At 58.6% G+C, this 22,814-nt stretch carries 22 protein-coding genes and 1 pseudogene; 7 read left to right on the top strand and 16 right to left on the bottom strand.

Features of this window, described 5'->3' with window-relative positions:
• Positions 1-34: 34 nt before the first annotated feature.
• Entirely contained in the window at positions 35-1,603 is a 1,569-nt protein-coding gene (locus tag QLG03_RS20120; RefSeq protein ID WP_032455044.1) for an ABC transporter substrate-binding protein, read from the bottom strand.
• Positions 1,604-1,808: 205 nt separating this feature from the next.
• On the opposite strand from QLG03_RS20120, the gene QLG03_RS20115 reads away from it, so the two are divergent.
• A complete protein-coding gene (locus tag QLG03_RS20115) occupies positions 1,809-2,504 on the top strand; it encodes a GNAT family protein (RefSeq protein WP_032455045.1) in 696 nt (231 codons plus the stop codon).
• 53 nt (positions 2,505-2,557) lie between these two features.
• On the opposite strand, the gene QLG03_RS20110 is transcribed toward QLG03_RS20115, so the two are convergent.
• Positions 2,558-2,776, bottom strand: a complete 219-nt coding sequence (locus tag QLG03_RS20110) for a YgdI/YgdR family lipoprotein (RefSeq protein ID WP_110238133.1) — start codon at positions 2,774-2,776, stop codon at positions 2,558-2,560.
• Between the two features lie 100 nt (positions 2,777-2,876).
• Between QLG03_RS20110 and QLG03_RS20105 the strand changes: the two genes are divergently transcribed.
• On the top strand, positions 2,877-3,287 hold the full coding sequence (locus QLG03_RS20105; RefSeq protein WP_255988327.1) for a hypothetical protein: 411 nt from the start codon (positions 2,877-2,879) through the stop codon (positions 3,285-3,287).
• A 99-nt stretch (positions 3,288-3,386) separates the two neighbouring features.
• On the opposite strand, the gene QLG03_RS20100 is transcribed toward QLG03_RS20105, so the two are convergent.
• Together QLG03_RS20100 and QLG03_RS20095 are read right to left on the bottom strand one after the other, a co-directional pair.
• Positions 3,387-4,187 carry a PhzF family phenazine biosynthesis protein gene (locus QLG03_RS20100; RefSeq protein ID WP_255988325.1) on the bottom strand — a complete coding sequence of 267 codons (801 nt, stop codon included), beginning with the start codon at positions 4,185-4,187 and terminating at the stop codon, positions 3,387-3,389.
• Positions 4,177-4,845: a PAS domain-containing protein gene (locus QLG03_RS20095; RefSeq protein ID WP_023319927.1), complete on the bottom strand. Its 669-nt coding sequence runs from the start codon at positions 4,843-4,845 to the stop codon at positions 4,177-4,179. Before QLG03_RS20095 ends, QLG03_RS20100 begins: the two co-directional genes overlap by 11 nt.
• Before the next feature lie 201 nt (positions 4,846-5,046).
• Between QLG03_RS20095 and QLG03_RS20090 the strand changes: the two genes are divergently transcribed.
• Complete coding sequence (locus QLG03_RS20090; protein ID WP_110238137.1) at positions 5,047-5,403, top strand: hypothetical protein; 357 nt, start codon at positions 5,047-5,049, stop codon at positions 5,401-5,403.
• 63 nt (positions 5,404-5,466) lie between these two features.
• Here QLG03_RS20090 and betA read toward each other — a convergent pair whose 3' ends face one another.
• From betA to betI, 3 genes are read right to left on the bottom strand one after another with little or no spacing between them, the layout of a single operon-like run.
• On the bottom strand, positions 5,467-7,131 hold the full coding sequence (gene betA / locus QLG03_RS20085) for a choline dehydrogenase (protein WP_085551163.1): 1,665 nt from the start codon (positions 7,129-7,131) through the stop codon (positions 5,467-5,469).
• A gap of 13 nt (positions 7,132-7,144) precedes the next feature.
• Complete coding sequence (betB, locus tag QLG03_RS20080) at positions 7,145-8,617, bottom strand: betaine-aldehyde dehydrogenase (protein WP_102004500.1); 1,473 nt, start codon at positions 8,615-8,617, stop codon at positions 7,145-7,147.
• A 13-nt stretch (positions 8,618-8,630) separates the two neighbouring features.
• Positions 8,631-9,218 (bottom strand): transcriptional regulator BetI, encoded by a 588-nt coding sequence (gene betI / locus QLG03_RS20075; RefSeq protein ID WP_023288759.1) that lies wholly within the window; start codon positions 9,216-9,218, stop codon positions 8,631-8,633.
• Between the two features lie 128 nt (positions 9,219-9,346).
• Here betI and betT point away from each other — a divergent pair, with 128 nt between their 5' ends.
• Positions 9,347-11,380 carry a choline BCCT transporter BetT gene (gene betT / locus QLG03_RS20070; RefSeq protein WP_023288760.1) on the top strand — a complete coding sequence of 678 codons (2,034 nt, stop codon included), beginning with the start codon at positions 9,347-9,349 and terminating at the stop codon, positions 11,378-11,380.
• 46 nt (positions 11,381-11,426) lie between these two features.
• Here betT and ivy read toward each other — a convergent pair whose 3' ends face one another.
• Entirely contained in the window at positions 11,427-11,873 is a 447-nt protein-coding gene (ivy, locus tag QLG03_RS20065) for an Ivy family C-type lysozyme inhibitor (protein WP_023288761.1), read from the bottom strand.
• Positions 11,874-12,098: 225 nt separating this feature from the next.
• Between ivy and QLG03_RS20060 the strand changes: the two are divergent.
• Positions 12,099-12,519 (top strand): annotated as a pseudogene (locus QLG03_RS20060) (hypothetical protein).
• A complete protein-coding gene (locus QLG03_RS20055; RefSeq protein ID WP_306064786.1) occupies positions 12,420-13,355 on the top strand; it encodes a mechanosensitive ion channel domain-containing protein in 936 nt (311 codons plus the stop codon). The pseudogene QLG03_RS20060 and the gene QLG03_RS20055 overlap by 100 nt, the downstream one beginning before the upstream one ends.
• Here the strand turns inward: QLG03_RS20055 and QLG03_RS20050 are convergent.
• Positions 13,352-14,245, bottom strand: a complete 894-nt coding sequence (locus tag QLG03_RS20050) for a LysR substrate-binding domain-containing protein (protein ID WP_023288763.1) — start codon at positions 14,243-14,245, stop codon at positions 13,352-13,354. The two genes, QLG03_RS20055 and QLG03_RS20050, sit on opposite strands and share 4 nt — an antisense overlap.
• Before the next feature lie 254 nt (positions 14,246-14,499).
• Here QLG03_RS20050 and QLG03_RS20045 point away from each other — a divergent pair, with 254 nt between their 5' ends.
• The gene (locus tag QLG03_RS20045) at positions 14,500-15,105 is read left to right on the top strand and encodes a glutathione S-transferase family protein (RefSeq protein ID WP_255988318.1); all 606 of its coding nucleotides are present in this window, start codon (positions 14,500-14,502) and stop codon (positions 15,103-15,105) included.
• A gap of 52 nt (positions 15,106-15,157) precedes the next feature.
• Here the strand turns inward: QLG03_RS20045 and QLG03_RS20040 are convergent, their stop codons facing one another.
• From QLG03_RS20040 to QLG03_RS20010, 7 genes are all read right to left on the bottom strand, one after another.
• The gene (locus tag QLG03_RS20040) at positions 15,158-15,943 is read right to left on the bottom strand and encodes an SDR family oxidoreductase (RefSeq protein WP_072413688.1); all 786 of its coding nucleotides are present in this window, start codon (positions 15,941-15,943) and stop codon (positions 15,158-15,160) included.
• Positions 15,944-16,031: 88 nt separating this feature from the next.
• Entirely contained in the window at positions 16,032-16,829 is a 798-nt protein-coding gene (locus QLG03_RS20035) for an SDR family oxidoreductase (RefSeq protein WP_255988315.1), read from the bottom strand.
• Between the two features lie 60 nt (positions 16,830-16,889).
• The gene (locus QLG03_RS20030; RefSeq protein ID WP_023288766.1) at positions 16,890-17,957 is read right to left on the bottom strand and encodes an ABC transporter permease; all 1,068 of its coding nucleotides are present in this window, start codon (positions 17,955-17,957) and stop codon (positions 16,890-16,892) included.
• Between the two features lie 17 nt (positions 17,958-17,974).
• Positions 17,975-19,519, bottom strand: a complete 1,545-nt coding sequence (locus QLG03_RS20025; protein WP_023288767.1) for a sugar ABC transporter ATP-binding protein — start codon at positions 19,517-19,519, stop codon at positions 17,975-17,977.
• A gap of 1 nt (position 19,520) precedes the next feature.
• Positions 19,521-20,141 carry a DUF2291 domain-containing protein gene (locus tag QLG03_RS20020; protein WP_032455053.1) on the bottom strand — a complete coding sequence of 207 codons (621 nt, stop codon included), beginning with the start codon at positions 20,139-20,141 and terminating at the stop codon, positions 19,521-19,523.
• A gap of 43 nt (positions 20,142-20,184) precedes the next feature.
• Entirely contained in the window at positions 20,185-21,120 is a 936-nt protein-coding gene (locus QLG03_RS20015; protein ID WP_023288769.1) for a D-ribose ABC transporter substrate-binding protein, read from the bottom strand.
• 160 nt (positions 21,121-21,280) lie between these two features.
• Complete coding sequence (locus QLG03_RS20010) at positions 21,281-22,801, bottom strand: FGGY-family carbohydrate kinase (protein WP_110243922.1); 1,521 nt, start codon at positions 22,799-22,801, stop codon at positions 21,281-21,283.
• Between the last annotated feature and the right edge of the window lie 13 nt (positions 22,802-22,814).

Raw genomic sequence — 22,814 nt, 5'->3', positions numbered from 1 at the left:
GGGCGAGACCGCCATGCCCGGTAACATAACCCGCTTACTTGGTCACGTTATCGTACCAGACCATGTCGGCGTTCAGCCCCTGCTGATAGCCCTTCACGTTATCGCGCACCACGATCTGGGTTTTCCCCTGGTCAATAAAGACGTATGGCGAATGCTGCAGCAGGGTTTCCTGCATCGTTTTGTACAGGTCGAGGCGTTTTGCCGGGTCCGGCTCCGCCACCGCGGCGAGGGTGGCTTTATTCAGCTCAGGGATCTGCCAGCCGTTGAGCCCGGCCACGGTGCTGGATTTACCATCGTTCCATGCAAAGGCGCTGGCGTTGGAATGGGCATCAAAGTAGTCCGGGATCCACAGGCGGATCGCCGCCTGATGCTGCTTCGCGCGCACCCGGGCATAGACCTGGCTGCCGGCGGCGGGTAGCAGATCCACCTTCACCCCACCCTGGGCAAAGCTGGCCTGCAGCGACTGGGCGATGGTAATAAACGGCGGTTTGTTCTCCACGTCGAGGGTGAAGTGGGCATCCTTAATGCCCGCTTTATCAAGGATAGCCTTAGCTTTTTGCGGGTCGAAGGCGAATGGATTGGTCTCCAGCGCCCCCGGCAGGCCGGCCGGCAGGAAGCTTTGGTGAATAAAGTACTGGCCTTTCAGCAGATTTTTGGTGATGCCCTCATAATCGACCAGCCAGCGCGCCGCCTCCCAGAAGGCCGGATTATTGAGCAGCGGGTTGGCGCTGTTGGCGGTATTAAACACCAGATAGTTCTGTTCGGCGGACGGGATGCTCAGCACCTTCACGCCGGGTTTATCCTGCAGGGCGGCAATCTGGTCAGCGCCGAGATCGCGGGCCACGTCGGCATCCCCCTGCTGGATCAGCAGGCGGCGGGAAGCCGGGTCGGGGACGTTTTTAATAATGATGCTCTTGATCTTCGGCGCGCCGGTGGGGGAGCTGGCGTTGGCTTCCAGCACGATGGCTTGATGCGGCTGGTAGACGCGCATTTTATAGGCGCCGCTGCCCGCCGAGTGCATCTTCAGCCAGTCGTTGCCGAAGTCGTTATTTTTCGCGTTCGGCGCCACCTGTTTTTCATCAACAATGGAGGCGATGGGGGTGGAGAGTATATTCAGCGCCACCGCCGGGCTGACGTCGGCAGTCCAGTGCAGCGTCAGGGTATGGTCGTCAACCTTTTTCAGCTGGCTGGCGATGTTGTCCGGCTGCCAGCCGAGCACGTTGAGAATAAACGCCGGCGATTTATTCAGCGTCACCGCGCGGGTGTAAGAGAAAATCACATCTTCCGGGCGCAGCGGATTACCGGAGGCGAATTTGGCATCCGGCTTCAGTTTGATGGTCAGGGTTTTCGCCGCCGGGTCGGCCTGCCAGCTTTCGGCGAGGATCGGTACGATTTTTTCAGGGTTGTTGCGGTCCGGCTGTACCAGACGCTGGTAGAGGCTGGGCACCGTCTGAATGCTGGAGAGTTCGTTCGCTTCCGCCGGGTCGAGACTGACGATATCGTCGAGACCCTGGGCGACCACCAGCGTGTTGGGCGGCGTGGCGGCATGCGCGGCGGCGGAGAGCGCCGTCAGTACCAGTAAAGGCAACAGTTTCTTGGTCATATGCAATCCCTGAAAAATGGTTATTTTAATTTTTTATGCTTCGCTACGTTAGGCCGCTTGCCAAAAGGCGTAAAGTCAAAATAAGGATATCCTTATGCTAAAAACGCATAATCAAGAACGACAGGTTATTGCCAGGCGTGCAGAAGCGCCTTTCTCGGCTGCTGGCTTCTTGCTATAACGCATTGTCTATTGCGAGGAGGTGGGTGTGCCGGAAATCAATGAGTTTGGCCAGCAGGTGAACGATCTTGTCCCTGGCTGGCAGGGGGCGCGAGTCCTGCGGCGAACGGCGTTAAATGGCCGTTTTTGTCGACTGGAGCCGCTGGACGTTGACCGTCATGCGGCGGATCTGTTTGCCGCCTATGCGCTAGGCGACAACAGCGACTGGACGTGGCTGGCGTCTACGCGGCCGGAGAGCGTGGCGGCGACCGCCCACTGGATCGCGGGCAAGGTGAATGATGATGCTCTGGTGCCCTACGCGGTGATTGACCTGCGTAGCGAGCAGGCGGTGGGTATCGTCAGCTATATGGCGATCGAACGGGAAATGGGCACGGTTGAAATCGGCCATGTCACCTGGTCGCGACGGATGAAAAACACCCCGCTGGGTACCGAAGCGGTCTGGCTGTTGCTGAAGAACGGCTTTGACCATGGCTACCGTCGGCTGGAGTGGAAATGCGATTCGATGAATGTCGCCTCGCGCAGGGCCGCCGAGCGGCTGGGCTTTAGCTGGGAAGGGCGCCTGCGGCAGAGGCTGGTGCGCAAAGGGCGGACGCGCGACAGCGATATGCTGTCCATCATCGATGGCGAGTGGCCTGCGCGCGATGCGGCGCTGCGGGCATGGCTGGCGGTGGAGAACTTTACTGCCGACGGGCAGCAGATCAAACGCCTGGAGGCGTTTCGCTAACTTTGCAAAGTGAATGGGCAGAGCGCATCACGCCAGCTCTGCCCATACAAAGGCTATTTCTCGATCATCTGAATAATTTGATCCCGGTTAATGGCATGTTCATTTCCCGCGATATCCTCATAGGTGATTAACCCATTATCGTCATCGACCTCCGGTTTTCCGTGGGTGATAATCATCTCACCATTTTTTTTCTGTAAAACATAATCGCTGGAACACCCCGTAACGGTGAACGTTAATAATGCCAAACCGAATACTGCAACGAACTTTTTCATTGTGCTACCTGTTGTAAGAAAGCCACGGTGGGCCGCAGAATATGACAGACTAACCAGTTATCGAAAGTGGGTCATAATTAACACCGAATAAAGTATTAACATGGCGACTAAAGTAATAACCACAATACGACGTTCAAGGGGAGTGGCCTTTTTCTTAGATTCATCATCTGGTTTTGTTAACATAATATTCTCTCTGTTAGCCCTGTCAGTGCTCTCGATTCCGACACCGGCAGAGGTGTGTTCTCGGCAATATTGTCGGGATGAACGACTTGCTAGTTGTTATTTAATACCCAGAGTTAAAGTAACGATTCCAGTGATAACCATTCAAAGACCCGTTCAGGCATTTTTGGCTAACACAACATTAAAAATTTCATTTTTATGGCTGAAGCTGACTATGCCTGCCGCAGACAGCACGCTTATTATCTTTTCGCACGTAACGGATAAAAAATACCTGTTATTATCAATGATCCGGGGCTGGAAACGGCAAACCCCGGATGACGGTATTGAATGATTCTCACCAAAATATTAAAGAGGTCTATTTAATATGATGAGAATAAACATTCGCCATTAAGCTAATGTAATTTTGCAAATAAGCTATAGATTCGTCGGTTTACAAAATAAAGGTACCTTCAATAACCAGACAGGCTTCGCCTGAGAGTTCAACACGCCCGTTATCTTTGATGTGGCAGAATAGTTCTCCCTTGCGGTTGCCGCCTTGCTGGGCATGAAGCGTTTTTTTCGCCAGTTTCTCACTCCACAGCGGCGCCAGAAAAGTATGTGCCGAACCGGTGACCGGATCTTCGTTGACTCCCACCTGCGGACCGAACCAGCGAGAACGAAAATCGAAGGTCCGGGATGCGACAGTGACCACCACGCCACGGGTGTTGAAGGCATTCAAGGCGTTAAAGTCGGGTTTAAGCGCGTCCAACAGATCTTCGTCATCAATGACGACAATAATATCGGAGGCTTGCCAGGTTTCACCTGCGTCTTCAGCCAGTCCCAGCGCCTTGAACAATCCTTGCGGCGCGGCGATGGGTGACGGAACAACCAGCGGAAAATCCAGGGTATATTTTCCGTCATGCAACGTGACGTCCAGCGCGCCGCTGCGGGTGAAAAAACGCACCCGATCGCGCGCTTGTTGATTGAGCAGCACGCTGGCCGCAGCCAGCGTGGCATGACCGCAGAGATCGACCTCGACGGCTGGGGTAAACCATCGCAATCCGAAACCGTCAGGCTGCCTGACAATAAAGGCCGTTTCCGACAGGTTGTTTTCCATCGCAATGCGCTGCAGCACGCTATCTTCAGGCCACGCCTCCAGCAAACAAACCGCGGCGGGATTGCCGGTAAAGGGGCCTTGCGAAAAAGCATCGACCTGATAAAAGCGAATGCGCTGCTGTGAATTATTTTTCATTCATCACCTCAAGGTCATTATAAACCGTATATCGTGTTACCCCCAGGGCCTGAGCCGCCTGCTGCACGCCCCCGCGCATTTTAAAAATACCTTTCGTATGCATTTCAGCGACAATTTTCAAACGCTGCGCTTTTTGTATTTTTTTACCCGGCACTGAATATTTATCAATGATTTCCTGGATTGACTGATCGATCAATCCGCCTAAATTAAGATCGACCGCTTCTGCGGCCTCCGCCGGCGATGGCAGCAGCGCGTCAAGGCTCTTGCGTATTTGCTCATAAGGCGAGGGGTCGACATTAATACAGAAGGCGATAAGCGGATATCCCTCTTCGCTGTAATAAATTGTCGACGCGCTATTGAGCGTTTTCCCTGAAGCGGTGACGGTTTTATAATCGCTTATGGTTCTCGGCTTGTTGTTATTCGTCTTCTGCAGAAGCAGCGCAAAACCGGTATCTTTTTCCGGGCCGGCTAATAAATGATCGCCATTACCCCTGCCGCTAACATGACCATTAATGATTTTGATAATGGAATGTTCAGGGGTAGTGAGATTATGCAACACCACCTCCTGATTCGCTGATAACGTTCCCGCCATGGCGTCCATGGCTGCTTCAAGCGGCCCGGCGATCTGTGCAACCTGCTGTGTGTACTCTGATGTCATGGATGAACCTCTGCTGGAATCGTGGTCAGGAAGCGACCCCGGAACGCTATTTTACCATGGGAGATACGCTGACAGGATTAAATTATACGCATAATGTGTAATTATCAACAAAAAGTTGAATTTACAATTCTGACAGCGTACCTTTTGCTGCGCAAAGCGTCAGCGCTCATGTCGGGTGCGTCTTTAGGTTATGGAAATATAATGAGAATTTTTGGCTTGATAGCCATTGCCGTTCTGCTGGTGGCCTGCGGGGTCATTCACCCCTTCGGCGACAAAACCATCTATCAGACTTATTCGGTATCCGATCGGCCGGGGCTGCACTGGCGCTATGACTGCATACGTAGCGCCCTGAAGCCGCAAGGCTATACGGCTGAGCGTATCTTCCCCGAGCAGAATGCGCCAAACTTGTTTGATATTTCGCAGCACGGCACACGAGTCGCCCAGATCGATATGTACCAGGTGACTGGGGCGAGGACGATAAGTATCACCCTGATATCCGGTGCAAAACAGGTGAATGCTGCTGTGGATAGCATTATACAGCCGTGCCTTGAGCGCTAAGGGATGCTGGAAAGGTGAGGAGTGTCCTTTCCACACGGGAAAGGACAAGCGTGGCCTATACGATTAGCGGCGAACCGGCGCGTCGCCAGCGACATAATACGCCGCGGTGCTGCGCGGCAGCGGCTGGCGGCCGCGAATGGCGTCAGCCATCTTCTCGCCGATCATAATGGTGGTGGCGTTCAGGTTGCCGGTGATGATCTGCGGCATAATTGATGCATCGACCACCCGCACTCCTTCCAGACCGTGGACCCGGCCTTCGCCGTCGACCACCGCCATCTCGTCGTAACCCATCTTACAGGTCCCGCACGGGTGGAACGCGGTCTCGGCGTGGTTGCGCACAAACTCATCCAGCTCGGCATCGCTCTGGCAGTCAATACCCGGGCTGATTTCGCGGCCGCGATACTTATCCAGCGCCGGCTGGTTCATGATCTCCCGGGTGATGCGAATGGCGTCGCGGAACTCCTGCCAGTCCTGCTCATGGGACATATAGTTAAACAGGATCGCCGGATGGGCGTGCGGGTCGCGCGACTTCAGACGCACGTGGCCGCGGCTGGGGGAACGCATCGAGCCGACGTGGCACTGGAAGCCGTGCTCTTTCACCGCGTTGGAGCCATTGTAGTTAATCGCCACCGGCAGGAAATGGTACTGAATGTTCGGCCAGGCGAACTCTGCGCGGCTGCGGATAAAACCGCCCGCTTCGAACTGGTTGCTGGCGCCGATCCCGGTGCCGCCGAACAGCCACTCGGCGCCGATCTTCGGCTGGTTCCACCACTGCAGCGCCGGGTAGAGCGACACCGGCTCTTTGCACTCGTACTGCAGGTACATCTCCAGATGGTCCTGCAGATTCTCACCCACGCCGGGGAGATCGTGGACCACCGGGATATCGAACTGCCTGAGCAGCTCGGGGTTGCCGACGCCGGAGCGCTGCAGGATCTGCGGCGAGGCAATCGCCCCGGCGCACAGCAGCACCTCTTTGTTGGCCGTCGCTTTTGACGGGATAGTGCTTTCCCCCTCCAGCCACTCGACGCCCACCGCGCGCTTGCCGGAAAAAATAATGTGATCGGTCAGCGCATGGGTGCGGATGGTCAGGTTGGGGCGACCGCGCGCTTGGTCGAGGTAGCCGCGGGCGGTGCTGGCGCGACGGCCCTGCGGCGTCACGGTGCGGTCCATCGGACCAAAACCTTCCTGTTGGTAGCCGTTGAGATCGTCGGTGCGCGGATACCCCGCCTGCACCCCGGCTTCAACCATCGCCTCGAAGAGCGGATTATTGCCGGGCTTCGGCGTGGTGACGCTCACCGGGCCATCGCCGCCGTGATAGTCGTTGGGCCCGATATCGCGGGTTTCCGCTTTCCGGTAGTAGGGCAGGCAGTCGAGATAGCTCCAGTGTTCCAGTCCCGGGGCGGCGGCCCAGTTATCGAGGTCCAGAGCGTTGCCGCGAATGTAGCACATGCCGTTAATCAGCGAGGAGCCGCCGAGCCCTTTACCACGCCCGCACTCCATGCGGCGGTGGTTCATATAGGGCTCCGGTTCGGTCTCGTAGGCCCAGTTGTAGCGTTTGCCCTGCAGCGGGTAAGCCAGCGCGGCGGGCATCTGGGTGCGAAAATCGAACCGGTAGTCCGGGCCGCCGGCCTCCAGCAGCAGGACGGTGGTGGTTGGATCTTCAGTCAGTCGTGTCGCCAGAACGTTGCCGGCGGAGCCGGCGCCAATAATGATGTAGTCAAATTGCAAAAAAACCTCCCGGTTAAAATATGGACTGGAATTTACCCATCTCAACCTGGATGGACTTCACCTGGGTGTAACTCTGCAGGGTCATCACGCCGTTCTCGCGGCCAATACCGGAGTGCTTATAGCCGCCGACCGGCATCTCCGCCGGGGATTCCCCCCAGCTGTTGATCCAGCAGATGCCGGCTTCCAGCTGATGAATGGCGCCGTGGGCGCGGTTCAGGTCGGCAGTGACGATACCCGCCGCCAGACCGTAGTCGGTATCGTTGGCGCGGCGGATCGCTTCTTCTTCGGACGCGTAGGTGAGGATGGACATCACCGGGCCGAAGATCTCCTCGCGCACGATGGTCATCTCATCGGTGCAGTCGGTAAACACCGTCGGGGCCACCCATGCGCCGTTGTCAAAGCCTTCGCCCTTCAGCACGTCGCCGCCGCACAGCAGGCGCGCGCCTTCTGCTTTGCCTTTGGCGATGTAGCGCAGCACATTGTCACGGTGCGGGAAGCTGACCAGTGGGCCAAAGTTGGTGGTTTCATCGAACAGATCGCCCGCGCGGATGCGGCCCACGCGCTCAACGATTTTCTGCTCAAACGCTGCCTTAACCTTCGCGGGAACGAACACTCGGGTGCCGTTGGTGCACACCTGGCCGGAGCTGAAGAAGTTGGCCATCATGGCGATGTCGGCCGCGAGATCGAGATCCGCATCGTCGAAAATAATCAGCGGCGATTTACCGCCCAGCTCCATGGTGACCTCTTTCAGCGATGAGGCTGCGGAGTTGGCCATCACCTTTTTGCCGCTGGCGACGCCGCCGGTAAAGGAGACTTTAGCGATGCCCGGATGTTCAGTCAGGTACTGGCCGGTCTCCGCACCCACGCCCGGCAGGACGTTAAACACCCCGTCCGGCAGGCCCGCTTCGCTGTAAATTTCTGCCAGCCTGAGGGCGGTGAGCGGGGTGACTTCGCTCGGTTTGAAAATCATTGCATTGCCGGCGGCCAGCGCTGGCGCCGATTTCCACAGGGCGATCTGGATCGGATAGTTCCACGCGCCGATCCCGGCCACCACACCCAGCGGTTCGCGGCGGGTGTAGACGAACGACGTCTCGCGCAGGGGGATCTGACTGCCTTCCAGCGCCGGGATCAGCCCCGCGTAATACTCCAGCACGTCGGCGCCGGTGACGATGTCCACGGTTGAGGTTTCGGAATACGCTTTACCGGTGTCGAGGGTTTCCAGCTTTGCCAGCTCGTTGTTCCGCTCGCGCAGGATATCGACGGCGCGACGCAGGATGCGCGAGCGTTCCATGGCGGTCATCGCCGCCCAGATTTTTTGCCCGCGCCGCGCGCTCTCAACGGCGCGGTCGACATCCTCGCGTCCGGCAGCCTGAACGGTCGCCAGCACCTCGCCAGTGGCAGGGTTGATGGTCTCGAAGGTGCGACCGCTGGTGGCCGATGTATAACCACCATTAATATAAAGCTGCTGTTCTGCCATTCGGGACATAACGCCTCCTCGGTTATGGGTTCGGTAAATGCTGACGAATAAAGTGGCTGGTCAGCGACTGCGCCAGCGTCTTATCCAGCGGTTTGCCGCTGAGCGCCGCCCGCAGCCACAGGCCGTCTATCAGCGCCGCCAGCCCGTAGCCGGCCTCCTGGGCCTGCTCGCGCGGCAGCTCGCGGCGGAACTCGTACACCAGGTTTGACAGCAGGCGGCGGCTGCTCACCTGCTGCAGGCGGTAGAGCATCGGCTGGTGCATGCTGCTGGCCCAGAAGGCCAGCCAGGCCTTCATCGCCGCGCTGCTGATCTGCGTCTCATCAAAGTTGCCGCCGACTATCGCCTGCAGACGCTCTCCGGCGCTGCCGTCCGGCAGGGCGTGCAGACGGTTAAGCACCGCGTCGCGCAGCTGGCTGGTGATGTCGCGCATGGTCGCTTCCAGCAGACCATTTTTGTCTTTGAAATAGTGACTGATGATCCCCGTCGATACGCCCGCCCGCCGGGCGATCTGCGCGATGGTCGCGTCGTGCATTCCGACTTCATTTATTGCGTCCAGCGTGGCGTCGATCAGTTGCCTGCGCCGGATTGGCTGCATCCCCAGTTTGGGCATTTTTGCCACTCCATTCATCAGCGTTGGTTAACTATTAAAGCGGTTTTTGATTGGACGTTCAATATAAAATGTGTCTTAATTGTTACGTTATTGAATTTTAATAGTTACAAAAACAGTGGGGATACTGGATGACAGATCTTTCGCAAAACAGAGAAAAGGACAAAATCAATCCGGTGGTTTTTTATACCTCGGCCGGACTGATTTTGTTGTTTTCCCTGATGACGATCTTTTTTCGCGATTTTTCTGCCGAGTGGATTGGGCGCACCCTGGACTGGGTGTCGAAAACCTTCGGCTGGTACTATCTGCTGGCGGCGACGCTGTATATCGTCTTCGTCGTCTGCATTGCCTGTTCGCGCTTCGGCTCGGTGAAGCTCGGGCCGGAGCAGTCTAAGCCCGAGTTCAGCCTGCTGAGCTGGGCGGCGATGCTGTTCGCCGCCGGGATCGGCATCGACCTGATGTTCTTCTCGGTCGCCGAACCGGTGACGCAATATATGCAGCCGCCGGAAGGGGCGGGGCAGACCATCGAAGCGGCGCGCCAGGCGATGGTGTGGACGCTATTCCACTACGGACTCACCGGCTGGTCGATGTATGCCCTGATGGGCATGGCGCTGGGATACTTTAGCTATCGTTATAATTTACCGCTCACCATCCGCTCGGCGCTCTATCCTATCTTCGGGAAAAAGATTAATGGCCCCATCGGCCACAGCGTCGATATCGCGGCGGTGATCGGCACCATCTTCGGCATCGCCACCACCCTCGGCATTGGCGTGGTGCAGCTCAACTACGGTCTGAGCGTGCTGTTCGATATTCCTGACTCGCTGGCGGCGAAGGCGGCCCTGATAGCGCTGTCGGTGATCATCGCCACCATCTCGGTCACCTCCGGGGTGGACAAGGGCATCCGCGTGCTCTCCGAGCTGAACGTCGCCCTCGCGCTGGGGCTGATCCTGTTCGTGCTGTTCATGGGCGATACCTCCTTCCTGCTCAATGCGTTAGTGCTGAACGTCGGCGACTACGTCAACCGCTTTATGGGCATGACGCTGAACAGCTTCGCCTTCGACCGCCCGGTGGAGTGGATGAACAACTGGACGCTCTTTTTCTGGGCGTGGTGGGTGGCCTGGTCGCCGTTCGTTGGCCTGTTCCTGGCGCGCATTTCGCGCGGGCGCACCATCCGCCAGTTTGTGATGGGCACCCTGATTATTCCGTTCACCTTTACCCTGCTGTGGCTGTCGGTGTTCGGCAACAGCGCGCTGTATGAGATCATCCACGGCGACGCGGCCTTTGCCGGGGAGGCGATGCTCCACCCGGAGCGCGGCTTCTACAGCCTGCTGGCGCAGTATCCGGCGTTTACCTTTAGCGCGTCGGTGGCGACCATTACCGGTCTGCTGTTCTACGTCACCTCTGCCGACTCCGGCGCGCTGGTGCTGGGAAACTTTACCTCGAAGCTGAAGGACATCAACAGCGACTCCCCGAACTGGCTGCGCATCTTCTGGTCGGTGGCTATCGGTCTGTTGACCCTCGGGATGCTGATGACCAACGGCATCTCGGCGCTGCAGAACACCACGGTGATCATGGGGCTGCCGTTCAGCTTTGTGATTTTCTTCGTGATGGCCGGACTGTATAAGTCCCTGAAGGTGGAAGATTACCGCCGGGTCAGCGCCAGCCGCGACACTGCCCCGCGCCCGCTCGGCCTGCAGGATCGGCTGAGCTGGAAGAAGCGCCTGTCGCGGCTGATGAATTACCCGGGCACGCGCTATACCAAACAGATGATGGAGACGGTGTGCTTCCCGGCGATGGAGGAGGTTGCCCAGGAGCTGCGGCTGCGCGGCGCCGCGGTGGAACTGAAGAGCCTGCCGCCGGAAGAGGGCGAGAACCTTGGTCACCTCGATCTGCTGGTGCACATGGGCGACGAGCAGAACTTTATCTACAAGATCTGGCCGCAGCAGTACTCGGTGCCGGGCTTTACCTATCGGGCGCGCAGCGGGAAATCCACCTATTACCGGCTGGAGACCTTCCTGCTGGAGGGCAGCCAGGGTAACGACCTGATGGATTACAGCAAAGAGCAGGTGATCACCGATATTCTCGACCAGTACGAGCGGCACCTGAACTTTATCCATCTGCACAGGGAAGCGCCGGGGAACAGCGTGATGTTCCCGGATGGCTAGTCAGGGGAGCCCCCGTCGGGGAAAGACTGACGGGGGCGACGGGCCGTTACTGGTAGTTAAAAGCGTCCGGATGGTTGTCGAGGCTGCCGCTGAGGGCGGCAAACAGCACGGTTTTGCCATCAATGGACAGGGCGTCGCTGACGTTAAGCCAGGTCAGCTTCTCCTGGTCGGTTTTTTCATCGACCACCGAGTAAACGCCTGACATCTGTTTGGTTTTTTCCGACCAGATCACCGCGATACGCTCATGGCCGCAGTCGTGGGGTTTGCAGGCGCTTAACACCTGCCAGGATTCGCTACCCAGCTTCACCGTCTGCGCCGGCGAACCGGTGCCGCCGGTGGTCACCCAGGCGGGCAGCTGATGGCCTTTGACCATCTGGTTAAACGACGCCCGGGTGGCGGTATCGTGGGCCAGACTGTTCAGCGTGACGTCGCCTTGCGCCATGACGCTGGCGGAGGCGGCTAAGGCGATAATAGCGGTAAGCGTTTTAAACATGTTTCCTCCTGGACTTATTCCGTCCTCATAACAAGCCTCTTTATAGTGAGCGTAGATAATGATTAATGCAAACTATGACATAAATCCCGTGAATGATTAGCAGCGGTGCGCGCATGGACGTTACGCTAAGCGATATGCCATGATGCGGATTGATTAAAATTTTCCAATATATGCCCTTGTGATAAAGCAGTTAGCGAAATGGCATAGTTATTCAGGCGATAAAGCATGGCGTATGTGAATCATCTACTGACGTTTATTGAGAGTAATCCGGCGCTGGCGGTGGGATTTAACCTTATTCTGCTGCTGCTCTCTGGCATATTTGCCCACCTTTTATGCAAGTTCTTGCTGATTAAAGTGGTGCGTAAGGTCTTCTTTGGCAGCCATAAACAGGACGTGCCGCTGGAGAAGGATCGACGCATCGCCGAAAAGTTGTCCAATTTCATTCCGGTTATTATCGTCTATTACGTTCTGCAGTTTATGCCAGCGATGCCGGCATCGCTGGTGACGGCGATTAATACCATCTGCGGGATCTTGTTTTTTATTTTTATGTCGGTGTTTTTCAACGAGATGCTGGATATTGTCAACAGCTCTTATCTGCGAAAAACCAAACGTAAAAATCATTCCATTAAGGGCTATATCCAGATAGGCAAAATCTTAGTCCACATCCTGGCGGCGATTATGATCCTCGCCGTGATGTCGAACAAATCGCCGATCATTATTATCTCCAGTCTCGGGGCGGTGGCGGCGGTGCTGATGATCGTCTTCCAGCATACCCTGCTGTCGCTGGTGGCGAACGTTCAGCTGTCGTCCAACGACGTGCTCCAGCTGGGGGACTGGATTGAAATGCCTGACAAGAACCTCAGCGGTGAGGTGACGGATATCGCGCTGCACACCATTACCATCCGTAACTGGGACAATACCATTTCCCGTATTCCCACCAAGAATTTCCTCACCGAGACCTATACCAACTGGCAGGCGATGTTCTCCTCCGGGGCGCGGCGGATCATGCGCAGCATCGCCATCGATCAGCACTCGGTGCGTTTTCTCAACCAGGAGATGCTCTCCTCGATGCTGACCATCCGCGGGGTAAGCGAGCCTCTGACCACGCTGCTTGACGGTCGCGATCCCGGCGGCGTGGCGGACCGCTGGTTTGTCGATAACGGCCTGACCAACCTGACCCTGTTTCGCCACTACCTGATGCACTATCTCGCCGAGCGACCGGATATTATTAAGGAGATGTATATTGTGGCGAGGACGCTGAAACCGTCGCCGTCGGGCATCCCGTTAGAGATTTACTGCTTTACCTCTTCGACGCTGTGGAAAGACTACGAGAATACCCAGTCGGCGATATTTGAGTACATTACCGCGGTGGCCGGGCAATTTTCCCTGCGCCTCTATCAGTATCCCGCCGGGCACGATTTCTGGCGTCTCTCCCAGGAGCACGCCGCCCGGGCGGGCCTGCCGCCGTCGGCAGAAGGCTAAGCGCTGAGCTGCTGGCGCCAGAGGGCGATCTCCTCCTCCAGCCAGGCGATGAACCGGGCGACTTCCGGGCGGTTCTCCGCCTGCGGGGAGACGGTCAGCCAGTAGTGCCAGGGGTAGGGGACGGTGACGGCGGTGAGCTGCACCAGCTCGCCGCGGGCTATCGCCCCCGCCACCAGCGAGCGCCGCTCCAGCGCCACGCCCGCTCCCAGGCGAACCGCCTCCAGCACCAGGTTGGAGTCGTTCAGGCGCAGGCCCGCAGGAATGATTGTCTTTTCCAGCCCCGCCTGGCTGCACCAGGCGTTCCAGGACTCCATGGAAAAAACGATATCGCTGGCGGCGATCGCCTGCGGGGTGGTCGGCAGGTCGCCGCCGCGATAGTGCGGCGCGGCCACCACCAGCTGTTCATCGGCAAACAGATGTCGGCTTTCCATCCCCTCCCAGTCGCCTTGCCCCATGCGAATGGCCAGATCGATACCCTCCTGCTGCAGGTTGACCACCGCCAGGCTGGTCAGCAGGCGCACCGCGATCTGCGGATGCCGCGCCTGAAAGCGCGCCAGCCGCGGCAGCAGCCAGTGGCAGCCAAAGGAGGGGAGCGTCGCCAGGGTCAGTTCCATCGTGCGGGGTTTGATCTGCACCATCCGCGTGGCGTCGGCGATGTGCTGTAACGCCTCGCGGATTTGCAGGGCATAGAGCCGCCCCTCTTCCGTGATGCGCACCCCGCGGCCGTGGCGGACAAACAGTGTGACGCCGACCAGGGCTTCCAGCTGTTTGATGTGCTGGCTGACCGCCGAATGGGTCACGCTCATCTCGTGGGCGGCCTGCGTCACGCTGCCGAGGCGCGCCACCGCCTCAAAGCTGCGCAGGCTGGCGACAGGGGGAAAATCTGCCATGGTGATCTCTCTTGTCAGGGCGTCAATACGTTAACGTTACTACCGGGTTAGCGGGATTTAAAGCCGCCGCGATCAGACAGTGGACGGACTTCAGGCGCTCTCAGTCGGTATAGCACAGGGGAGACAGGCGGACTATCCCGTGGCGCCAATTTGTTAGTTTTTCTAACTTTTGCGGTAAGCATCCCCTGATATTCGCGGGGCGGGTTTTCCAGTAAGGTAAGCCAGCAACCCCTTTATCGCAGGCAGGAGTGACGATGAAACTCATTGGTATGATGGATTCACCTTATGTAAGACGCGTGGCGGTTTCTCTGGCGCTCTATGGCGTGGAATTCGAGAGCCTGCCGCTGTCGGTCTTTAGCGGCTTTGATGAATTCTCCCGTATTAATCCGGTGGTCAAGGCGCCGACGGTGGTTCTCGATGACGGGACACAGCTGATGGACTCCACGCTGATCCTCCACTATTTCGAAACGACCCATCCCACCGGACGCCGGCTGCTTCCCGCGCATCCCGAGGCGCTGGCCCGCGACCTGCACCTGCTGGGGGTGATCCTCGCCGCCAGTGAAAAAGCGGTCCAGCATGTTTATGAGCACCGTCTGCGGCCGGAGGAGAAGCAGCATCAGCCGTGGATAGTCCGGATGACCGGTCAACTGCTCGCCGCCTGTCGGGAATGGGATGCCCGGCTGGCAGACCGCGTTGCCGCCGCGCAGCCGGACCAGGTGTTGGTCACCAGCACGGTGGTCTGGTCCTTTATCCAGTTGATGATCCCGACGGTGGTGCCGGCAACGGCGTTTCCGCATATCCGCGCGCTGGCGGAGAAAGGAGAGGCGCTGCCGGCGTTTCAACAGTATCCCCTGAGTTAACGGCGGGGATGGCGAGGGGCGCCGCAGCGTGGCGCCCTGAAGCAGGAGAGGATCACCAGCAGACAAACCCGCCGTCGACCACCAGGTCTACGCCGGTGCAGAACGAGGCGGCGTCGCTGGCGAGGAACAGCGCCGGGCCGGCCATCTCTTCCACCTTCGCCATCCGCTGCATCGGCGTCTGGCTTTCAAACTCGCGGGTCTGGTGCACCATCTCCGGGCGGGTATTCATCGGCGTGGCGGTATATCCCGGGCTGATGGAATTGACGCGGATCCCTTTGTCCACCCACTCCATCGCCAGGCTTTTCGACAGATGGATCACGCCGGCTTTGGAGCAGTTATAATGCGCCTGGTCGAGGCCGCGGTTAACGATAATCCCCGACATCGAGGCGATGTTGATAATCGACCCGCCGCCGGACTCCACCATCAGTTCCGCTTCCGCTTTGCAGGAATTCCACACCCCGGTGAGATTGATATCGATCACCCGCTGCCATTGCTCGCTCTCCATCGCCAGCGCCGGATTGGCGTTGGCGATCCCGGCGGCGTTGACGGCGATGTCGAGGCGGCCAAAGCGGCTTTTGGCCAGCGCGACGGCGGCGCGCAGGTCGGCCAGCTGGCGGACGTCGCCGGTGTAGGCGCAGGCCTGGCCGCCGATAGATTCAATATGACTGACCGTTTCCGCCAGCCCGCCGTCGTCGCGAAGATCAAAACAGACCACCCGCGCGCCGGCGCTGGCGAGACTGCAGGCGATAGTCTGGCCAATGCCGCTGCCGGCGCCGGTAACGAAGGCGACGCGATCCTGCAGGCTAAACAGCTGTTGTGCAAAGTCTTTACCGATCATAATGATTATTCTCTTCAATATAGTGTCGAACGTCGGGAGCCTGACGTCCCGGATAGCGGCGCGTCGCGCCTAATCCGGGCTACCGTGCTCAGGACATAATCAAACCGCCATCGATATTAATGGTCTGTCCGGTGAGATAGCGGGCGTCGTCGGAGGCGAGAAACGCCACCAGGCCGGCGACATCTTCCGGCTTGCCGGCGCGCTTCATTGGAATGCCCTCGACCCACTCCGCCATCAGCTCGCCTTTGCCGTAGCGCTTCTGCTCGGTGCTGAGAATTTCGCCCCACACGCGGTCGTTGTAATCCCACATTTCGCTTTCAATAATGCCCGGGCAGAAGGCGTTGACGGTGATATTCCACGGCGCCAGCTCGTGGGCCAGGCTTTGGGTAATGCCGATCACGCCCATCTTGCTGGCGGCATAGTGAGGGGTGTAGATGAAGCCCTGACGCCCCTGGCCGGATGAGGTGTTGATCAGGCTGCCGTGGTTCTGTTTCACCATATGTTTGGCCGCCTCGCGGCAGCATAGCCAGACGCCGGTGGTATTGACCGCCAGCACTTTCTCGAAATCGGCTTTTGGCATCCGATCGTAGTAATCAATGGTGATGACCCCGGCGTTCTGAATCGAGACGTCAATGGTGCCGAAGCGGGCGGCGGCCTGCTCATACAGCCCCTGCACCTGGGCTTCGTCGGTGACATCGACCTGCAGCGATAAAATATCCGCCTGATAGCGCTGACGCAGGGTTTCGGCGGTCTCATGAACGCGCTCGGCGTTGGAGACCATCACCAGGTTTGCGCCGTCGCGGGCGAAGCGCTCGGCAATACCCGCGCCAATGCCGCGGCAGGCGCCGGTGATCACCACCGTTTTGTTCTGGAAATCTCGTTGCATATTTTTTCCCTTTCGCTGAGCCGGGCACCAGGCCCGGCGGAAGATGTGAATCGTTGCCGGTTAGCTGGAGGTGGCGCCGTTGGGGGGGAGGGCGGCCAGTTTCTCCTCATGGCGGCGCATCAGGATGACCTTGCTCTGCAGCTTCTGCTGGAACTGGTCGACGACCACGGCGGTAACGATCACCACGCCTTTGATCACCATCTGCCAGAAGTCGCTGACGCCCATCATCACCATGCCGTCGGCAAGGAAGACGATCACGAAGGCGCCGATAATCGAGCCGGTCACCCGACCACGGCCGCCGGCCAGCGCGGTGCCGCCGAGCACGGTGGCGCCGATGGCGTCCATCTCAAACATGTTGCCGGTCATCGGGTGCGCGGTTTGCAGCTGTGATGCGACGATCAGGCCGACAAAGGCCGCGCACAGGCCGGAGAAGGCATAGACGAATATTTTCGCTTTCACAATCGGCACGCCGGCGAGGCGGGCGGCGGACTCATTGCCGCCGATGGCGTAGATGTAGCGGCCAAGCGGCGTTTTGGTGGTCAGCCAGTAGCCCAGCACCAGGAAGCCGATCATCAGCCAGATGGGAAGATAGACGCCGAGCAGGGTGCCGGAGCCGAGGGTGGCGAAACCGGTGTTGCCCAGCGCTTCCATACCGTTGAGATTCGGGTAGGTGCTCCCGTCGTTAAACAGCAGCGCGGAGCCGCGGGCGACGTACATCATGCCTAAGGTGCAGATAAACGGCGCCACGCCGAAGCGGGTGATCACCGCGCCGTTCACCAGGCCGACCAGTACGCCGAAGATCGCCACGCAGAGGATCACTTCCGGGACGTTAAAGAAGAGGATGTCGCCGTTCCACAGCGGCAGGCCGTTGGTCAGCAGCGCGCCCGCCACCATGCCGCAGATCCCCGCCACCGCGCCGACGGACAAATCAATGCCGCCGGTGAGAATGACCAGCGTCATGCCGATGGCCAGCAGGCCGGTGATCGCCACGTGCTGGGTCATGATCAGCAGGTTAGAGGCGGTCAGGAAGTTGGGTACCATTACGCTGAAGAATGCGATCACCAGCAGCAGGGCGATAAAGGTGCGGGCCTTCAGCAGGTACATATAAATCATATATTTCTGGTTCATGATGGATTCCAGCCTGATTAATCTTGAGGTGTTGAAGCCGCGATTAACTGTTCGCGGGTCACCGCATGACGCGGTAGATCGGCGGTAATGCGGCCATCGGCCATCACCAGGATGCGGTCGGCCAGGGCCATCACCTCATCCAGCTCTGAAGATGAAAACATCACCGCCAGCCCCTGCTGGGCCATTTTGCCGATCAGGTGATAGACGTCGGTTTTCGCGCCGACGTCGATGCCGCGCGTCGGTTCGTCGAGGAACACCACCTGCGGCTGGGTCATCAGCGCTTTACCCAGCACCACTTTTTGTTGATTACCGCCGCTCAGCGAGGTGATGGGCAAATTGGCGTCGCTGACCTTGATCGCCAGCTGCTGGATCATCGTTTTCACGCAGGTCTCTTCTTTTTGCGGATTCAACCAGCGCCAGGCGCGGCGAAACCCCTGCAGGCTGAAATCAGAGAGCGTCATGTTGGCCTGAATCGACATCATCTGCACCACGCCTTCGCCCTGGCGGTCCTCCGGCACCAGCGCCAGCCCCTTTTTCAGACGCTGCTGAAAGCGTGATTTGCCGATGCTTTCGCCGTTGAGATGCACCTCGCCGCGCTGGCAGGGCATCAGCCCCACCAGACCTTTAAACAGCTCGGTGCGTCCGGCCCCCAGCAGGCCGTAAATGCCGATCACTTCGCCTTTGCTAAGAGTGAAGGTAACGTCATTGAGCTTGTAGCCGCCGCTGGGATGCAGCGCGGTCAGCCCCTTGACGTCAAGCACCGCGTTGCCTTTTGGCGCCGGTTGATAATCAAAGTGTTTTTTCTTATCGCCGACCATCTGCTCAATGATCCACGGCACGCTGGCGTCGCTGACGTGACGCTCGCTGATAAAGCGACCGTCGCGGAAAATGGTGATGTTGTCGCCGATCTCCATCAGCTCTTCGAGGCGATGAGAGATATAAATAATGGTCACCCCGCGGCGCTTAAGCTGCGCGATCACCTTGAACAGCACTTTCACCTCAGACTGGCTGAGCGCCGAGGTGGGTTCGTCCATGATCAGCACCCGGGTGTCTTTCGACAGCGCGCGGGCAATCTCGACTAACTGCTGGTGGCCGATACCGAGTTCGCCCAGCGGGGTGTAGGGATCGACATCCAGCTCCAGTCGCTCCAGCAGCGATTTGGCCAGCGCGTACTGGTATTTTTCGTTGATGCGTCCTTTCTGAAAGAATTCATTTGCCATGAAGATGTTGTCCATCACATTCATATTGGGAAATAAATTCAGCTCCTGGAAAATAATGCTGATGCCGAGTTTTTCTGCCTGATGAGTCGAATGTAATGAAACCGCTTCGCCATCGAGAATAATTTGCCCGGAGGAGGGCGTTTCCACACCGGCAAGCATTTTCATCATGGTGGATTTACCCGCACCATTTTCTCCGATCAGCACGTTGACCTTATTTCGATAGACCCGGTAATTGACATTATCCAGGGCGGTCACGCCGGGATAGACGCGTGACAGGCCGCGGGTTTCGATAATCACTTCGGACTCAGCGGGCTGGGGAGCGACGAGTTCTTGCGGCGCCATATTATTGCCCCCCCGCGTGAACGATTTTCGCCGGGGTAATTTCCGGGAGAGTTGGCGGAATATCCCAGGCCGAGAAGACGCCGTAGACCTCCACGCTGTCGCCGGTTTTGAGGTTGGCGGTCTGAATCATTTTGACCGCCTGGCTGTTGATATTCTTGCTGTACTCGCCGAACAGCACCTGGTCATTAAAGTCCTGATAGCTGGCGCCGCTGTAGCCGTCGCGCAGCTGGGTGCCGCGCAGGGTGGGGCCAATCTGCACCGTCACCTTGCCGACGCTGGGGTCGGACAGGGTCATCTTGCCGCTGCGCGAGGCGGTATCGAGTTTGCTGACGGTTCCTGAAACCTTGACGTAGAAGATGCAGGGGTTTTCGTCCTGCGCGCGGTAGCCGAGGGTTTTGCAGGCGCTATCAATGTCTTTTGCCGCCTTGAGCGCGCTCATCAATTCCGCCGCCGGGCGCGCTTTCGTCACCACCTGCGGTACGATGCTCTGCTGCCAGGTTTTATCCATATTTGCCATATGCGGGTTGGGCGGCGATTTCAGGTCTGCCAGCTCCTGCTGCGAGACGATGCGACAGCCCCCAAGCGCCAGCACGGCCAGCGTCAGACAGGTTTTCTTAAACATAATGCTCTCCTCTGCGCCCCCGCAGGGGCGCAACCACCCGAACTCAGGACTTAATGTTGAAATCCTGGACTTTATCGGCGTTATCCTGAGTAATCAGGATGCCGCGGAACATCACGCGCTGTTTAGCCGGCTTTTCGCCTTTTTGCAGGTAATTATCCAGATCGGTGACGCCCTGAGCGGCGATGGCCTGCGCCTGCAGCATCACGGTCGCCTGCAGGGTGCCGGCCTTCACGGCGTCGCGCTCATCGTTGCTGCCGTCGATGCCGACGACGATCACATCGCTGCGGTTGGCCGCCTTCAGCGCCGCAATCGCGCCGAGGGCCACCGGCCCGTTGCCGCAGATCACGCCTTTCACGTCCGGGTGAGCCTGCAGAATGCTGTCCATGATGCGCTTGCCGTCGATCAGGGTCCCTTTGGCATCCTGTTTGGCTACGCTGACCATATCCGGATACTGGTCAATGACCTGATGGAAAGATTTAGAACGGGTGACGCAGTTATTATCGGCGAGGTTGCAGGTCAGCTCGGCGTATTTGCCTTTCTCCGCCATCTTCTCGACGAAGACGTTGGCGACCTCGGAGCCGGCCTGGAAGTTATTGTGGGTAATTTGTTCCAGCGCCACATCATCAACCGGAATTTCACGGTTAATTAAGACCACCGGAATGCCGGCTTTTTTGGCCTTTTCAATGGCGGCGACGCTGGCGGTGGAGTCGGCGTTATCAAGAATAATGCCCTGCACCTTTTTACCAATGGCGGTGTCGATAAGCTCATTCTGCTTTTTGACATCTTCGCCATGGGAAAGCACGGTGGTTTTATAGCCGAGAGCTTGCGCTTTTTCACTGGCGCCTTTGGCTTCCGAGGCGTAATACGGGTTATCCAGCGAGTTGACCATGATCATAATGGTGCCTTTCTCCGCGGCGTGCGCGGCAAAGGATAAGGCGGTCAGGGTAGCAGCGGTTAAAAGGGTTTTACGTAATTTCATGACTCTGTTCCTGTATTTTTATATTCGAACAAATGAGCCCCTGAGCGGGCAGGCTTTTACGGTCTGAAATTTCCCCTGAATACATTCAGGGATAGCGATATCGTTATGGGCCGGGTTTCTCCTGTAATAAGTGAATGCATGTCGTCGCGCAGTCCGGCGGTCAGGCTGGCGAGTCCGGTTTCCATAATGTTCGGTCGACCGCATGGCGCCACTCCTGCCAGCGCGTTTGCAAGCGCTGGTGGCGGGCCATATCGGGCTGAAAGGTGCTGTGTTCGGTTAAGAAGGCCTGCAGGTCGGCGGTCGACCCCGGATGGAGCGCTTTGCGCGCCAGCAACGCCGCGCCGATGGCGGACAGCTCCGGTACGTCGCTGCGCATCACCGGGCAGCCGAGCAGATCGGCCTGGTATTGCATCAGCCAGTCATTGTTGGTCGGCCCGCCGTCCACCATCAGCGCCGTCAGAGTGAACTCTTCATGTTGCCGCATCGCCACCACCACGTCGGCAATCTGATAGGTGATGGATTCCAGCGCCGCGCGGATCAGATGCGCGCGTTTCACCCCGCGACTCAGGCCGCAGATCACGCCGCGGGCGCTGTCGTCCCACCAGGGGGCGCCGAGGCCGGTCAGCGCCGGCACGAAGTACACCCCGAGGGTCGAATCAACGGAGGCGGGAAGGGTGTTCAGCTCATGGGCCAGCTCGGCGGCAGAGAGCTCGCTCAGGCCAGTGCTGTCCGCCATCCAGGCGACGGCATCGCCGGTGTGGGGAATATTACCTTCCAGACCCCACACCAGCTGGTCGCCATCGTGCCAGGCGACAGTGGTCGCCAGCGCCTCGATATCGCACTGCGCCGATTTGACTGGCGCCATCACCGATGAACCGGTGCCGTAAGTGGCTTTCACGCAGCCCGCTTCGCCGAGCGCGTGGCCGAACAGCGCCGCGTGGGAGTCGCCGATCATCGCCATAATGGGAATACCGTCCGGAATGGCGGCCAGCCCTTTGGTATGGCCGAAGAGGCCGCTCGACGGTTTAATTTCTGGTAACGCCGCGCGCGGAATGCCGAACAGCGCCAGCATCTCGTTGTCCCACTCGCCGCGGTGCAGATTCAACAACTGGGTGCGGGCGGCATTGGAGTAGTCGCAGCAGAAGGCGTCTCCGGCGGTCAGATTCCACAGCAGCCAGCTGTCGATGGTGCCGAGGCAAATCTCGCCGCGTTCGGCGCGCAGGTGGCCATCGGCAGTCGCATCCAGCAGCCAGCGCATTTTGGAGGCCGAGAACAGCGGGGCGATCGGCAGGCCAGTGGCCTGTTTAATCCGCTGTTCCTGACGATCGTGACGCAGCGTGTCGCAGAACGCGGCGCTGCGGGTGCATTGCCAGGTGATGGCCGCGTTAATCGGTTTGCCGCTGTCGCGATACCAGCCGATGGCGGTTTCCCGCTGGTTGCTGATGGCCAGCGCGGCGACGTTTTCCGCGCCGACGTGGGCTATCGCGCTGGCGATCACCGCCAGCGAGGCGGCCACCAGCGCCTCGCCCGACTGCTCCACCCAGCCGTCGCGCGGCGTTTGGATCGCCAGCGGCTGCGAGAATTTGACGATAACCTTACCCCGGCTATCCAGCACCACCGCTTTGGCGTTGGTGGTGCCTTCATCCAGGGCAATGATGAACTCTTTTGCTGTCGCCTGCATCGTGCTCTCCTCG

It is taken from the genome of Klebsiella sp. V115_8 (genome assembly GCF_029967715.1).
Lineage (GTDB): Bacteria > Pseudomonadota > Gammaproteobacteria > Enterobacterales > Enterobacteriaceae > Klebsiella > Klebsiella quasipneumoniae.
This window is presented reverse-complemented; position numbering and strand designations above follow the sequence as displayed.